Origin of the sequence: Acinetobacter sp. yr461, assembly GCF_900110445.1 — a bacterium.
Taxonomy (GTDB): Bacteria; Pseudomonadota; Gammaproteobacteria; order Pseudomonadales; family Moraxellaceae; genus Acinetobacter; species Acinetobacter calcoaceticus.
Genome location: NZ_FODU01000002.1, coordinates 230,387 through 244,975, shown reverse-complemented (window position 1 = coordinate 244,975; position 14,589 = coordinate 230,387). Strand labels below are relative to the sequence as shown.

12 protein-coding genes are annotated in these 14,589 nt (G+C 37.9%); 8 read left to right on the top strand and 4 right to left on the bottom strand.

Annotated features, from left to right (window positions below; all coding sequences use genetic code 11):
* Positions 1-137: 137 nt before the first annotated feature.
* Complete coding sequence (gene fabR / locus BMW38_RS05605; RefSeq protein WP_005038992.1) at positions 138-833, bottom strand: HTH-type transcriptional repressor FabR; 696 nt, start codon at positions 831-833, stop codon at positions 138-140.
* Positions 834-974: 141 nt separating this feature from the next.
* Here fabR and BMW38_RS05600 point away from each other — a divergent pair, with 141 nt between their 5' ends.
* Both BMW38_RS05600 and BMW38_RS05595 read left to right on the top strand, forming a co-directional pair.
* Positions 975-2,042: a ferredoxin reductase gene (locus BMW38_RS05600; RefSeq protein WP_092706459.1), complete on the top strand. Its 1,068-nt coding sequence runs from the start codon at positions 975-977 to the stop codon at positions 2,040-2,042.
* Positions 2,043-2,054: 12 nt separating this feature from the next.
* Positions 2,055-3,149, top strand: coding sequence for a fatty acid desaturase family protein (locus BMW38_RS05595; RefSeq protein WP_004643597.1), 1,095 nt, complete (start codon positions 2,055-2,057; stop codon positions 3,147-3,149).
* Positions 3,150-3,184: 35 nt separating this feature from the next.
* Here the strand turns inward: BMW38_RS05595 and BMW38_RS05590 are convergent, their stop codons facing one another.
* Positions 3,185-3,649, bottom strand: coding sequence for a hotdog fold domain-containing protein (locus tag BMW38_RS05590; protein WP_092706457.1), 465 nt, complete (start codon positions 3,647-3,649; stop codon positions 3,185-3,187).
* A gap of 118 nt (positions 3,650-3,767) precedes the next feature.
* Between BMW38_RS05590 and BMW38_RS05585 the strand changes: the two genes are divergently transcribed.
* Positions 3,768-4,391: a TetR/AcrR family transcriptional regulator gene (locus BMW38_RS05585; protein ID WP_092706455.1), complete on the top strand. Its 624-nt coding sequence runs from the start codon at positions 3,768-3,770 to the stop codon at positions 4,389-4,391.
* 62 nt (positions 4,392-4,453) lie between these two features.
* Here the strand turns inward: BMW38_RS05585 and BMW38_RS05580 are convergent, their stop codons facing one another.
* Positions 4,454-5,155: an SIMPL domain-containing protein gene (locus BMW38_RS05580; RefSeq protein WP_092706453.1), complete on the bottom strand. Its 702-nt coding sequence runs from the start codon at positions 5,153-5,155 to the stop codon at positions 4,454-4,456.
* Positions 5,156-5,621: 466 nt separating this feature from the next.
* Between BMW38_RS05580 and BMW38_RS05575 the strand changes: the two genes are divergently transcribed.
* The 3 genes from BMW38_RS05575 to BMW38_RS05565 all read left to right on the top strand — a co-directional run bounded on the left by BMW38_RS05575 (position 5,622) and on the right by BMW38_RS05565 (position 10,248).
* Complete coding sequence (locus BMW38_RS05575) at positions 5,622-6,995, top strand: diaminobutyrate--2-oxoglutarate transaminase (RefSeq protein ID WP_017391890.1); 1,374 nt, start codon at positions 5,622-5,624, stop codon at positions 6,993-6,995.
* A 2-nt stretch (positions 6,996-6,997) separates the two neighbouring features.
* On the top strand, positions 6,998-8,530 hold the full coding sequence (locus BMW38_RS05570; RefSeq protein ID WP_004643591.1) for a pyridoxal phosphate-dependent decarboxylase family protein: 1,533 nt from the start codon (positions 6,998-7,000) through the stop codon (positions 8,528-8,530).
* A 287-nt stretch (positions 8,531-8,817) separates the two neighbouring features.
* Entirely contained in the window at positions 8,818-10,248 is a 1,431-nt protein-coding gene (locus BMW38_RS05565) for an aldehyde dehydrogenase family protein (protein ID WP_092706451.1), read from the top strand.
* 70 nt (positions 10,249-10,318) lie between these two features.
* Here the strand turns inward: BMW38_RS05565 and BMW38_RS05560 are convergent, their stop codons facing one another.
* Positions 10,319-10,804 carry an Lrp/AsnC family transcriptional regulator gene (locus tag BMW38_RS05560; RefSeq protein WP_017387914.1) on the bottom strand — a complete coding sequence of 162 codons (486 nt, stop codon included), beginning with the start codon at positions 10,802-10,804 and terminating at the stop codon, positions 10,319-10,321.
* A 134-nt stretch (positions 10,805-10,938) separates the two neighbouring features.
* Between BMW38_RS05560 and BMW38_RS05555 the strand changes: the two genes are divergently transcribed.
* Together BMW38_RS05555 and BMW38_RS05550 are read left to right on the top strand one after the other, a co-directional pair.
* On the top strand, positions 10,939-12,660 hold the full coding sequence (locus BMW38_RS05555; protein WP_005045955.1) for an alpha-keto acid decarboxylase family protein: 1,722 nt from the start codon (positions 10,939-10,941) through the stop codon (positions 12,658-12,660).
* Positions 12,661-12,801: 141 nt separating this feature from the next.
* Positions 12,802-14,181 (top strand): amino acid permease, encoded by a 1,380-nt coding sequence (locus BMW38_RS05550; RefSeq protein ID WP_004643586.1) that lies wholly within the window; start codon positions 12,802-12,804, stop codon positions 14,179-14,181.
* The last annotated feature ends 408 nt before the right edge of the window (positions 14,182-14,589 follow it).

Here is a 14,589-nt window from a genome sequence, read left to right as displayed (position 1 = left end):
GAGAAAGAGCAAATGGAATAATTATTTATACTCTCGCAAGCTATTCGCTTCAATCGATGAATTATATTTTTATTGGAAAATAGAGGAGTTAGATGTAAAAATGGCCTGTTCATCAACAAGCCATTCTTTATATAATTTTAACGAATTTTTGCTTCATCCAAATGACGTGCACCCTCTAAAATCATTCGAATCATGATCATGGTCTGTTCGGCAAGTTCTGACCTTTGCTCAATAGGAAGGTCAATCGCTTTTGCGCCCATGTGAAACACAAGTTGAGTAATTGCTTTTGCAACAAGTTCAGGGTGGTAGAGGTGATTGTTATTTAAGCGCTCCAGCCGAATTAAATCTTCTTGTAACTCTTGTTGAAAGAAATTTAATTGACGTTCAACTGCGGCTTTATAAGAGGCAGAACCTGTAAACCCTTCACGTAGTAATAAACTTAAGTTACCCTCATCAGCATCGAGCTGCTGAAGAAAAATATCGACAGAACTACGAATAATACTTTCTTGTAAGGATGCGCGTAGGCGAGCGTGGCGAATAATTTTACGTAAGACAATACCAGCACGATCAATTAAAGAAATCGCTAACTCATCAATATCTTTAAAATGTCGATAGAAACTGTTTGGCGCAATTCCGGCCTCTCGTGCTACTTCACGTAAACTTAATGAAGCAATACTTTTTTGTGGACCAATAAGATTCAGAGCAGCCTGAAAAAGTTCTTCTTTAGTAATCGTCGCTTTTCTTCCTACAGAACGCGTAGCTGTTTTAATTTCAATGACATCTTGTTGTCGAGATGTGTCATTCAGGCTCTGAGAAAGTGAAGATTGGGTCATGCTGTTCAATATATTTATAAACTGTCAGGATTATAGCCTTAAGAAGGTGAACTTGTGAAATTGTAATTAAAAGTACAGGTGTATATACAAATATATATACATGTGTATAATAATTAAAAAAGAGCGATAGAGCCTCCAGCTATGCACGTAATCGAAAAGAGAAATTCTCTATTCAATTCATTGACACAAGCCATCTTTGATAGAGATACGGCTAACTTCTGGCTACAAAAAGTTAATCCTTTATGGTCCGTAAAACATGGACTTGTTCAAATTGTAAAAAAAGAATTTGTAGCTCATGACATGGTGAGTCTTACATTAAAATGTAACCGTTTAGTGAAAATTGGTGTTGCTGGTCAGCATCATCCTGTCATTGTTGAAATTGCTGGTCGTCGTTATGAACGTACTTATAGCTTGACGCAAATTGACGAACAACATTTACGTTTAACGATTAAAAAAGTGGCTGATGGTATCGTTAGTAATTGGTTTATGACTGAAAGCCAAATTGGTGATGTTTTTGAGCTTGGTCAGCCTTATGGCGACATGCAACAAAATATCAAAACACCAAAATTAATTATGCTGGCTGCGGGTAGTGGTATTACACCAATGTTGAGCTTAATCACTGCAATTAAACAGAGTCAGCAGTTAGATAAAGTTCAAGTACAACTTTTATATTGGGTAAAGCAACGCTCAGATGCAGCTTTTATTGAATATTTTGAACAAGTTGCACAGCAATTCCCAAATTTTAGTTATCAGATTTTTTATACACAAGAAACACCAAATGATGAGCGTTTAAATGCAGAGCATTTGGCATTAGTAGACGATTTAGAAAATAGCACCGTATATGCTTGTGGGCCTTCAGGTTTTGTTTCAACTGTGGAACAACTTTTTGAAAAAGCACCGACTGTCTTAACAGAAGCTTTTAGCTTAACTCAAGATAGTACGGCTGAAGTTGGTTATGTAAATGTCACATTAACCCAGTCTAATAAGGTCATTGCAATTCCAAAAGGCCAATCAATTTTGGTGAGTCTGGAACATGAAGGCATTAAGCCAACACATGGCTGCCGTATGGGAATTTGTAATAAGTGTGTTTGTAGCAAAGCTCAAGGTTTTACTCGTAACTTACTCAATGGTAGTGAAAATACAGAGCCAAGCCAATTACTCAAAATTTGTGTGAACTCAGCACAATCCGATCTAGTTATTGATCTTTAAGAGAGAACTCTTATGAATATGCCAGTGAAAGTCGAATATTTTAAAAATCCTAAAAATCGAGATTTGACGCCTGCAGAACTTGACGCATTTGCAAAAGAGCTCGATCAGATCAAACAAGAAGTATTGGATGATTTAGGTGAGAAAGATGCAAAATATATCCGCCGCGTCTATGCAGCGGTTCGCTATAGCAGCTTTTTAGGGCGCGCATGCTTGTTTGCAGGTTGGTTCCCGCCAGCATGGATTTTAGGAACAGGCCTTTTAGGCTTCTCTAAAATTATGGAGAACATGGAATTGGGTCATAATGTCATGCATGGTCAATACGACTGGATGAACGATCCTAAATTTAATGGTCAAACTTACGAATGGGATACCGTTGGTACTTCTGATAACTGGCGTCAAACTCATAACTATAAACATCACACTTATACCAATATTAAAGGTATAGATGATGACATTGGTTATGGTTTGCTTCGCTTATTCCCAGAGCAACGTTGGAAACCAGGTTTCTTGCTTCAACCGGTTTATAGCATTCCATTTTGCTTATTGTTCCAATGGGGTGTAGCCATTCAGAACCTTGAAATTGGTCGTGTTCTCTACAAACGTAAGACCAAAGCAAAGTTTTTAGAAGAGTTAAAACCAGTGAATAAAAAGATTGGTACTCAGCTCTTCAAAGATTACGTTTTTTTCCCATTAATTGCAGGCCCAGCAGCTTTACCTGTATTTACTGGCAATCTGGTTGCGAATGGCCTTCGTAATATTTGGACGTTTACGATTATTTTCTGTGGTCACTTTACTAAAGATGCAGAAGTATTTCCAAAGTCTGTTTTACAGGACGAAAGCCGTGGTCATTGGTATATGCGCCAGATTCGTGGTTCTTCAAACTTAAAAGGTTCAGAAGCATTACATATCTTAAGCGGACATTTGAGTCATCAGATTGAGCATCATTTATATCCTGATGTTCCAGCGCGCCGTTATCGCCAAATGGCTCCAAAAGTTGAAGCTGTATGTAAAAAATATGGTCTGAACTATAACAACGCAAGTTTGACCAAACAGTTTGGTCAGGTTGTAGGTCGTATTTTGAAATATGCCTTACCATTTAAAAAATAAATAAAAAAGCCCTGATCAGTTCAGGGCTTTTTTTATTACTTCTTTTTAGAAATCCACATGGTAATCGTAGCTTGGAAGACTTTCTCTTTCTGAGAATCATAGACTTCTACATTCACTAAATATTCTCCAGCTTTATCCCAGTCATAATTTTTTTCTACAGGCGTTGCAACTGCAATTAAGTCTGTTTCTGCCTTTTTTAAATATTCGACAGTCATACCTTTGGGAATCCAGCGATGTGTGGAAGGCACAGTAACTTCTGTCATTGTGCCACCTGCGAGTTCAGCCATATTACACATCGCAATCGCATGAACTGTTCCAATATGATTGAGAACAGAACGCTTTTTCTTAATCGCTATTTCACAATAATTAGGTTTTAACTCGATAAATAGCGGTGAAATACTGCCGAAATAAGGTGCTTTTAAACATAGCATGCGTGAGAAAGTCCATTTTCCTTTTGGAAAAGCAGACACTTTGTTCCAAAGTTCTAAAGTAGTTGCCATGGTTTAAAGCTCCATATTAATAAAAAAAGAATTTTGTTCTGTTAAAGAATATAATTCTGTTTACAAAAGCGAGTCAAGTCATTCAGAATATCTCCGATAACTGGTTAGAGAGTGAAATATGCAATCTGCACAAGAGCTATTAGAACGTTTATATCCAGGCAGAAGGGCTGCTTTAAAAAGACAGATTTTATTAGATGCTTTGTCTTGTTTCTTAGAAAATGGAATTGAAACTACAAGCATTGAGATGATTCGTTCGAAATCTGACAGCAGTGTAGGGGCTATTTATCATCACTTTAAAAATAAAGAAGGGATTGTTGCGACTTTATTTTTTGCAGCTTTAGATGACCAAGCGGCACGAAGAGATGACTATCTGGAGGGCACAGAATCCCTTCAAGACGTTTTATATGCTTTTATTCATAGTTACATTGATTGGGTAAGTGAACAGCCAGAGTTTGCTAAATTTTTAATATCTGCTCGTTTTAGTGTGATGCAAGGTGAAGACCAAGAACGTCTTGTTCAGAAAAATAAATTAAGAAATCAAAAGATATTTGCCGAGATTTCAAATTATGCTGAGGCTGAGTTTTTAAAATCTATACCTCATGAGCTATTACTTTCATTAGTGATTGGATCTACAGAAAATTACTGTCGTGCATGGTTGTCCCAACGAGTTCCTTCCAACCCTAAAATTTATAAAGATATTTTGGCAAAAGCTGCTTGGGATTCTTTGCAAAACTTGAGTTGAATATTTTGATCAGTAATAAAAAAAGCCGCATCTTTCATGCGGCTTTTTTTGATGAAAAGAAATTATTTAAATTGAATTGAACCGTTTGCATTTACAGTAATTTTAGACTCACCAGCCGCCATGTCTTGAGCAGGAGCCGCTTCGGCAGCAGCAAACTTAGCCATGCTTGCACGCATTACAGGCTGTGGGAAATAGTTGTTAGTGTTTAAGTTTAAGTTAACGAGCGAGTATTGGTTTTTATTCCATGCTTGCGTCAACATTTGAGCACGTTGTTGAAAGTTTTTAGAAGCTTCTACCATCAACTCGTTTTCAACTTTTTTACGTTGTTCATCTGAAACTGTAAAATTAATTGATTGAGTTTGGAAGCCTTGCTGTAATTCATTTACTAGCTGGCTTGCTGCTTTAAAGTCTTTACTTTCAAGACGAATTTCAGCGCGGCCACGCCATTCTTTTAGCTTATTACTATCGTTATCGTAAATTGGATAAGTACTTTGTGCGCCTGTTTCCACTTTTACTTGCGGATATTTACGGGAAACCGCAAGTGCCTGATTCATGAGTTGATTAATTTGATTTGAAAGTTCAGCTGGTTGTTTGTTACTTTTTTCAATATATAAAGTTGCATGCATTTCATCATTAGAAACTTGACGAGAAGCTTCAGCTTGTACATTCACAATATTATAGTTCAGAGCATTATCATCCTGAGCAAAAACTAAAGGGCTAAGGAGTGAACCTAAAAGAAGGGTTGAGACAGCTAAAGTACGCATAAATTTTTCCTTTAAAAATTAATATGAATTTAATTTTTTTCATTAAGAAATGTTAAACATAACTTGTGCATAACTTTTGCAGATTTTGTGGCGTATTTGTAATATTCAGATCAGTTTTTTTAAATTTTGGTAAATATAAATTCTTTAAAAAATAAAAACTTAAAATTAAAGTGTGTCAATGTAACTTAAAAAATCAAAGTAATATAAAAAAAGAATATTTTCTTTAGGTTGTCACATAGTATGATGATAATTCATCTTAACTATTGGGATGATACATTTTTTCAATAAGATTAGATGAGTAAAGTACATAAAAGACGTTTTTTTTCTTGTAAAATTAGGTATCATCGCGCTCCTAGTTACAAGATATAAAATAAGTGTCTTTACTAGTTCTATAAAGCACCGAGTCAAAGGACCCATCGTCACCAGACTTATTTCTTTCTACCCCTATCAGAGATGGTAATCCGATATGAGCGTTACTTCCGTTAACCCTGCCACTAATGCTACTAACGAATATTATTTGACTCGCCAAAGTCAAATGGAATCAAATGTTCGTAGCTATCCACGTAAATTACCGTTAGCGATAGCGAAAGCACAAGGATGCTGGGTTACTGATGTTGAAGGTACACAGTACCTTGATTGTTTAGCTGGGGCAGGTACATTGGCTTTAGGTCATAATCATCCTGCGGTGATTCAAAGTATTCAAGATACATTGGCAAGTGGTTTGCCATTGCATACTTTAGACTTAACCACACCTTTAAAAGATGCATTCACTGAAGCATTGTTAGCATATTTACCTGGTGGTAAAGAAGAATATTGCTTGCAGTTCTGTGGTCCTGCTGGTGCAGACGCAACTGAAGCAGCAATTAAACTTGCTAAGACTTACACTGGCCGTAGTTCAGTGATCAGTTTCTCTGGCGGTTATCATGGTATGACCCATGGTGCACTCGCTATGACTGGTAATTTAAGTGCAAAAAATGCAGTTAACGGTTTAATGCCAGGCGTACAATTCATGCCATATCCGCATGAATACCGCTGCCCACTTGGTTTAGGTGGTGAAGCTGGTGTTGACGCTTTAACTTACTACTTTGAAAACTTTATCGAAGATGTTGAAAGCGGTGTAACAAAACCGGCTGCTGTTATTCTTGAAGCGATTCAAGGTGAAGGCGGCGTAGTTACAGCTCCAGTAAAATGGTTGCAAAAAATCCGTGAAGTGACTGAAAAGCACAACATCGTTTTAATTTTAGACGAAGTTCAAGCTGGCTTTGCACGTTCAGGCAAAATGTTTGCATTTGAACATGCAGGTATTGAACCTGATGTTGTTGTAATGTCTAAAGCAGTGGGTGGTGGTTTACCACTTGCAGTATTAGGTATTAAACGTAAATTTGATGCTTGGCAACCTGCAGGTCACACGGGTACTTTCCGTGGTAACCAACTTGCTATGGGTACAGGCCTTGTTGTACTAAAAACGATTACTGAACAAAATCTTGCTCAAAATGCGCAAGAACGTGGTGACTATCTACAAGCTGAATTTAAAAAATTAGCTCAAGAATTCCCATGTATTGGTAACGTACGTGGTCGCGGTTTAATGATCGGTGTTGAGATTGTTGACGAGCGTAAACAAGCTGACCGTATTGGTTCGCTTCCTGCGGACTCTCAATTAGCTGCTGCAATTCAAACTGCTTGTTTCAACAATAAACTATTGCTTGAAAAAGGTGGCCGTAACGGTACAGTAATTCGTTTACTTTGTCCGCTTATTATCACTCAAGAAGAGTGTGTTGAGGTAATTGCTCGCTTTAAGAAAGCAATTGCAGAAGCATTGGTTGCAGTACGAGGCGCATAAGCATGGTGGATTTTGCAGAACATCGTAAAGCGTTACTCTGCAATGATGCACAATCCATTGCTGACTATGAGTCAGCAATGGGCGAAGCGGTAAAAGCCGTTTCAGCATGGTTGCAAAATGAAAAGATGTACACAGGCGGTAGCATTAAAGAATTGCGTTCAGCGATTTCTTTCCAGCCTTCAAAAGAAGGTATGGGTGTACAAGAATCACTTCAACGTATGATTGAGCTTTTCTTAAATAAAAGCTTAAAAGTACATCATCCGCACTCATTGGCACATTTGCATTGTCCAACGATGGTAATGAGCCAGATTGCGGAAGTACTGATCAATGCAACTAACCAGTCTATGGACTCATGGGATCAAAGCCCAGCCGGTTCATTAATGGAAGTTCAGCTTATTGATTGGTTACGCCAAAAAGTAGGTTATGGTTCTGGTCAGGCAGGTGTTTTCACTTCTGGCGGTACTCAATCTAACTTAATGGGTGTATTGCTTGCTCGTGACTGGTGCATTTCGAAAAACTGGAAAGACGAAAACGGTAATCCGTGGTCTGTACAGCGTGATGGTATTCCAGCTGATGCAATGAAAAACGTCAAAGTCATTTGTTCTGAAAATGCGCATTTCTCTGTGCAAAAGAACATGGCAATGATGGGCATGGGCTTCCAGTCAGTTGTCACTGTTCCTGTGAATGAAAATGCACAGATGGATGTAGATGCTCTCGAAAAAACGATGGCGCATTTGCAATCAGAAGGCAAAGTAGTTGCTTGTGTCGTTGCGACAGCAGGTACAACTGATGCTGGTGCAATTGATCCATTGAAGAAAATCCGTGAAATTACCAATAAATATGGTTCATGGATGCATATCGATGCGGCATGGGGTGGTGCATTAATTCTGTCAACAGACTATCGTGCAATGCTCGATGGTATTGAGTTGTCTGACTCGATTACCCTTGATTTCCATAAGCATTATTTCCAAAGCATTAGCTGTGGTGCGTTCTTGTTAAAAGACGAAGCGAACTATCGCTTTATGCACTACGAAGCTGAATATTTGAACTCTGCTTATGACGAAGAACATGGTGTACCAAACCTTGTTTCTAAGTCATTACAAACGACTCGTCGTTTTGATGCATTGAAATTGTGGATGACAATCGAATCACTTGGTGAAGACCTATATGGTTCAATGATTGATCATGGTGTAAAACTTACTCGTGAAGTTGCAGATTACATCAAGGCAACGACAGGCTTAGAGCTTTTAGTTGAACCACAGTTTGCTTCGGTATTGTTCCGTGTTGTACCACAAGGCTATCCAGCTGAATTGATCGATAGCTTAAACCAAAACGTAGCGGACGAATTGTTTGCTCGTGGTGAAGCAAATATCGGTGTAACAAAAGTTGGTAATGTACAGTCATTGAAAATGACAACATTAAGCCCTGTTGTAACATTCGAAAACGTTAAAAACCTTTTAGGTCAAGTATTGGCTGAAGCTGACCGCATTAAAGATGCGATTGCTTCTGGTAACTATGTGCCACCAATCGACTAATTGAGTTGATAATAAAAAAGCCCGGTAATAAACCGGGCTTTTTTATTACATATTATTTTTATCAAAAGTGTGTATCAGAAGAGTTATATGTGCACAAACCATGCATATTTTCAAAAAACAAAAATAATTATGCATGATTTATGGGGAGCAAATTTCTTATTGTATTGGTATGTTCCCGATATTTTTGGTCGCATTGATATATCAATATCGTACTTACTTTAAATAATCCTGCTTTAACTGAAAATAAAGTAAGTGGCTGTAATTACAATTAAGACAAGGAAGAAGAAATGCAACAAGCGAATATGCTCAATGAATTTAAACTTATTATTGGCGGTCAACTTTGTTCAGGTGAGCAAGGTGAACTAGAAATTATTAACCCTGCTACAGGTTTAACTGCCGCGTGCTGTGCAAAAGCATCGGTTGAGCAAGTGAATCAGGCTGTTACTGCCGCTAAAAAGGCATCTAAAGCATGGCAAATGGTGTCGCACGATGAACGTAAATCAATTTTAAACAAGATAGCTGACGGTATTGAGAAGCATGCCGAAATGCTCGCAGAGCTGGTCGTGCTTGAACAGGGTAAGCCATTGGCACTCGCGCAAATGGAAGTGCAGGGCGCAATTGGCTGGACTCGTTATGCGGCTGCTATGGATTTACCTGTTGAAATTATCGAAGACAGTGAAGCCAAGCGTATTGAACGTCATCGTCAACCATTAGGTGTAGTGGCTTCAATTACCCCTTGGAACTGGCCACTCATGATTGCGGTTTGGCATATCATGCCTGCATTGCGCGCGGGTAACGTTGTCATTAGCAAGCCTTCTGAATATACGCCACTATCGACTTTGCGTTTGTGTGAAATCATCCAGCAAGAAGTTCCGGCTGGTGTTATTTCAATTGTGGTGGGTGCTGGCGAGATTGGCGAAGCATTATCCTCTCATCCAGATGTACAAAAAGTTGTGTTTACGGGTTCAACAAGAACTGGGCAGCACATCATGACGGGTGCAGCTCAACAACTAAAACATTTAACTTTAGAGCTGGGTGGTAATGATGCGGGTATTGTATTACCTGATGCAAATATAGATGAAATTGCAGCTAAGATTTTTAATACTGCATTTTTAAATGCGGGTCAAACGTGTGCTGCGTTAAAACGTTTATATGTACATGAAAGTCAATACGATGCTTTATCGCAAAAATTAGCTGACATTGCCAATGCTCAGATTGTTGGCGATGGAATGGAGTCTTCTACAACATTTGGTCCAGTACAAAACCAAATGCAATATAACAAGGTGAAAACTCTTATTGCAGAAGCAATTGAACAAGGTGCAAAAGCACTTTCTGGTCAACAACAATTACCAGAGCAGGGCTACTTTATTGCGCCTACTATTTTGACTGAAGTTTCTGAATCTTGCCGTGTGGTCCAAGAAGAGCAATTTGGTCCAGTGTTACCTATCTTAAAATATACAGATATCAACGATGCAATTGCTCGCGCCAATGATAGTGAATTTGGTTTAGGCGGATCAATTTGGTCTTCTGACATTAAAGCCGCTCAGGTTTACGCTACTCAGCTTCAATGCGGTACGGTTTGGGTCAATACACATGCAGAGGTTCTTCCTCATGCACCTTTTGGTGGCTGGAAAATGTCAGGCTTAGGTGCTGAGTTTGGGTTAGAAGGTTTGCTTGAAAACACGATTGGTCAAACCCTACATATTAGTAAAGTTTAAATATTAATTTTAAGGCGGATGATAGATCCGCCTTTTTATTCTAAATTATTTTATCAAAAGCCGAACTTGCTTAAGTTGTGTGATGGTAGCCGTGACTTTTAGGTTTGATCAAAAAATGATTCTGTTCTTTGATTTTTTTGAGAACAATGTAAGACTTTATGTGGCCAATAAAATTATAAGAAAGCAATCTTTCAGTCACAAATTGAGAAAGCTGTTCTAAATTCTCTGCAACTACTTTTAAAATAAAATCCGCATCGCCACTAATTGAAAATGCATCTTGAATGTTGTCTTCAGCTTCAATTAACTCTTGAAAAGCCTGCTGCGATTTTGCTTCGTGTGTTCTTAAATTAATGTGAATCATCGCTGTGACTTCCAGTCCTAGCGCTTGTTGCTGGATGCGGGCGGTGTAACCTAAAATTATGCCTTTTTGCTCAAGCAGCTGTCTTCTTCTAGAACATTGGGAAGCAGATAAACCGATTAAATCTCCAACTTCCTGATTGGTGAGCCGTCCATTCTTTTGTAATGCCTGAATGATTTGCCAGTCGAACTTATCCATTGCATAAAATCCTTTTATGATACACAAATCATGTATTTTTATTAAAATGCGTTTTCATTATGCACGAAATCTAAAAGGTAGATGAAATATTATTTTTCTATGGAATAAAAATTGGTCTCAAAGGATATAGAGCAATGTTCATAGAAATCGGTGACTTTTTAAATCTTCGTCTAAAACAAATGGGTATCCAACATCTCTTTGGGGTGCCTGGTGATTTTAACCTCTCATATCTAGAACAAGTTGAAGCAGATCCAGAACTCGAATTTATTGGAAATTGTAATGAATTAAATGCTGCTTATGCAGCAGATGGTTATGCACGAATTAACGGTTTTTCTGCCTTGGCAACCACATATGGTGTAGGTGACTTAAGCGCCATTAATGGCATTGCAGGTGCCTATGCAGAAAATGTACCTCTTATCCATATTTCTGGTATTCCGCCTTTACATGCAGTTCAAAAAGGTACTTTGATTCACCATACGTTGGTTGATGGCAATTACGACAATATTATGAACTGTATGAAAGAGTTCACAGTTGCTCAAACACGTTTAACTCCAGCAAATGCAGCCTTTGAAATTGATCGTGTATTACGTCAATGTTTCCTTGATCGCCGCCCTGTACACATTCAATTACCTGGAGATATTACTCACGTTAAAATTGAAGTGTCTGAGCGTCCGCTCGACTTAAGCTACCCAGCTGTTGAACCTGAATTATTGCAAACTGTGGTGAGCAAACTTTGTGACATTATTGCGAATGCTCAAAGCCCAGCGCTTCTTATTGATAATGAAGCTTCAGTTTTTGGTGTAACTTCACTTTTAAATGATTTATCTCAAAAGTGTTCAATTCCATTTGCCGGTATGAATACTGCAAAAAATATTATGGATGAAGGCTCACCTCGTTACATCGGAACTTATGTGGGTGGGGCAAGCCAGCCACATGTTAAAAATATCATTGAACAATCTGACTGCTTAATTGGTATTGGCGCACGTTTTACCGACGTAGGTTCAGCTGTATTTACTCATCAAATTGCGACCAAGAATTACATCGAAATTAAATCTTATGGCCTGAATATTTTTGGTCAGGATTTTCCAGGCATTGAGATTGGACAATTACTTGTTGAGTTAAATAAAAAAGTTGCACCGCGTAAAGCAACTAAACCTGTTCTTGAAAAACAACCTCAAAAAGCCTTTGAAGCCCCAGCACAACAAAAGCTAAGCCAAGATGTACTTTGGAACTATATTGCAGGTTTCTTAAAAGAAGATGATGTGATTATTGGGGAGGTGGGAACTTCAAACTCAGCTTTGTCTGGTTTAAAACTTCCTGCTACAGCTAAATATATTGCTCAGCCACTTTGGGGTTCAATCGGTTATACCTTACCGGCTTTACTTGGTAGTTTGCTGGCTGCTCCCGAACGACGTCAAATTCTATTTATTGGTGATGGCTCATTCCAGCTTACGGTACAAGAGCTCTCTACAATTATTCGCCATGGTTTAAAACCCATTATTTTCTTGCTAAACAATGGCGGTTACACCATTGAGCGATTAATCATGGGCGAAAATGCTGCCTATAACGATGTACAAAATTGGAAATATACTGAAATTCCAGCTGTATTTAACGGTAAAAAAGGTCATACCACCTATGTGGTTGAAACTGCCGGACAGCTTAAGAGTGTTTTAGACAATGTTCATCAGAATGATCAATTAACGTTTATTGAATTAAAACTACCAGCAATGGATGCGCCAGTGAGTTTGAAAAAATTTGCTTCTGTGATTGCTCGTTTTGACTACGGTGATCGCGGTTACGAAATTTTAAAGGAGCGTTCCCAGCCCATTAAATGTAAGGATGCAAGCTCGTTTTAAATAGAAGACAGGACAAGTCTTCTCAAAAATTAAATGGACTCATATTAAAGCCAACTTATGTCCGAAGGTCGGTTTCTGGCCTTCGGATATGGTGCTGAATAAAGGTGTACAGGAAGTGACACCAACATTGGAGATAATGTTATGGATGCAAACAATAAGCACGAGTTAAAACAAGGCTTATCCAATCGGCATATTCAACTCATCGCGCTCGGAGGTGCGATCGGAACAGGGTTATTCTTAGGTCTTTCTCAAACGATCAAACTGGCAGGTCCTTCAATTTTATTAGGATATGCAATTGCTGGAATTATCGCTTTCTTAATTATGCGTCATTTAGGTGAAATGGTTGTTGAAGAACCAGTAAGCGGTTCATTCAGTTATTTTGCAAACAAGTACTGGGGCAAAATGGCTGGTTTTATGTCTGGCTGGAACTACTGGGTGTTGTACGTACTGGTAAGCATGGCTGAACTCAGTGCAATTGGAACCTTCATTCAGTTTTGGTGGCCTGAAATTCCCACTTGGCTGACTGCTTTATTTTTCTTTATTTTAATTAACGGCATTAACTTGGTAAATGTCCGCTTTTTTGGGGAATCCGAATTTTTATTTTCCTGCATTAAGATTGTTGCAATTTTAAGCATGATTGGTTTTGGTACCTACCTCTTATTTACAGGTTCTGCTGGTCCGCAAGCAGGTATTGCAAATTTATGGCAACACGGTGGTTTCTTCCCGCACGGAATTCACGGTTTTGTCATGGCTTTGGCCGTCATTATGTTTGCATTTGGTGGCTTAGAATTAATTGGTATTGCTGCGGCCGAAACTAAAAAACCTGAAACGACTATTCCAAAAGCAGTGAACCAGATTGTTTACCGTATTTTAATTTTCTATATCGGTGCGATTGGAATTTTACTATGCCTTTACCCTTGGAATATGGTTGCAGAAGGCGGTAGCCCATTTGTAATGATTTTCCAGTCATTAAATAGTAATGGCGTTGCAAATGTCTTGAACTTTGTTGTTTTGATTGCGGCAATCTCGGTTTATAACAGCTGTATTTATTGTAATAGCCGTATGTTGCATGGTTTAGCAGAGCAGGGTAATGCCCCAGCTATCTTGAAAAAAGTAAACAGTCGTGGCATTCCAGTTCCAGCAGCAGTGGTATCTGCATCAATCACAGCAATATGTGTAGTCGTAAATTACCTAATTCCAGGTCAAGCTTTTCAGCTCTTTATGATGCTGGTTGTGGCTGCACTTGTTATTAACTGGCTCATGATTTCAGTGACTCATTTGAAATTCACTAAAGCAATGAAATTACAAAAACGTCAAACCAAATTTCAAAGCATTCTTAGCCCATGGAGTAATTATTTAACCATTAGCTTTGTATGCTTTATTCTTATTATTATGGCAATGACGCCAGATATGAGACTTGCCGTTATTTTAGGTCCAATTTGGTTGGCTGTTTTAGCGCTTACATATTTCTTAAAATATCGTAAAAAAATGGTTGCGATGCCAGAAGTACAATCGAGTTGATCGTTTAAATTGACAATGATATTGCGGTTACCTGATTTTGAGGAGGTAACCGTTTATCTTTTGTCATATTATTTTCATGTTACAAAGAAATTATTATTTTTAGAAATATTTTAATAAAAACTTCCTTAATCAAAAATATTTTAATCATTAAACTAGAGATAACTAAATTATCGTTTTTTAATAAATTTATAACATCTTTGTTTTTTATATTTTATAAATACAAAAATCTTATATTTTTAACGAGTGTAATAATACAGACTAATATACAAGGTAAAATACCTACTAGGATTGAATTAAATATTTGATAATAGATAAAAAATAATAATGTGACAATTAACAATATCGAAATCATTAAAGCGTCATCATACTGTAACTTAATTGTCATATTTTCTATTCACAATGCAGCTA

Coding starts and splice junctions, on each gene's coding strand:
- fabR (WP_005038992.1), bottom strand. CDS start 833: ATGACCCAATCTTCACTTTCTCAGAGCCTGAATGACACATCTCGACAA.
- BMW38_RS05600 (WP_092706459.1), top strand. CDS start 975: ATGCACGTAATCGAAAAGAGAAATTCTCTATTCAATTCATTGACACAA.
- BMW38_RS05595 (WP_004643597.1), top strand. CDS start 2,055: ATGAATATGCCAGTGAAAGTCGAATATTTTAAAAATCCTAAAAATCGA.
- BMW38_RS05590 (WP_092706457.1), bottom strand. CDS start 3,649: ATGGCAACTACTTTAGAACTTTGGAACAAAGTGTCTGCTTTTCCAAAA.
- BMW38_RS05585 (WP_092706455.1), top strand. CDS start 3,768: ATGCAATCTGCACAAGAGCTATTAGAACGTTTATATCCAGGCAGAAGG.
- BMW38_RS05580 (WP_092706453.1), bottom strand. CDS start 5,155: ATGCGTACTTTAGCTGTCTCAACCCTTCTTTTAGGTTCACTCCTTAGC.
- BMW38_RS05575 (WP_017391890.1), top strand. CDS start 5,622: ATGAGCGTTACTTCCGTTAACCCTGCCACTAATGCTACTAACGAATAT.
- BMW38_RS05570 (WP_004643591.1), top strand. CDS start 6,998: ATGGTGGATTTTGCAGAACATCGTAAAGCGTTACTCTGCAATGATGCA.
- BMW38_RS05565 (WP_092706451.1), top strand. CDS start 8,818: ATGCAACAAGCGAATATGCTCAATGAATTTAAACTTATTATTGGCGGT.
- BMW38_RS05560 (WP_017387914.1), bottom strand. CDS start 10,804: ATGGATAAGTTCGACTGGCAAATCATTCAGGCATTACAAAAGAATGGA.
- BMW38_RS05555 (WP_005045955.1), top strand. CDS start 10,939: ATGTTCATAGAAATCGGTGACTTTTTAAATCTTCGTCTAAAACAAATG.
- BMW38_RS05550 (WP_004643586.1), top strand. CDS start 12,802: ATGGATGCAAACAATAAGCACGAGTTAAAACAAGGCTTATCCAATCGG.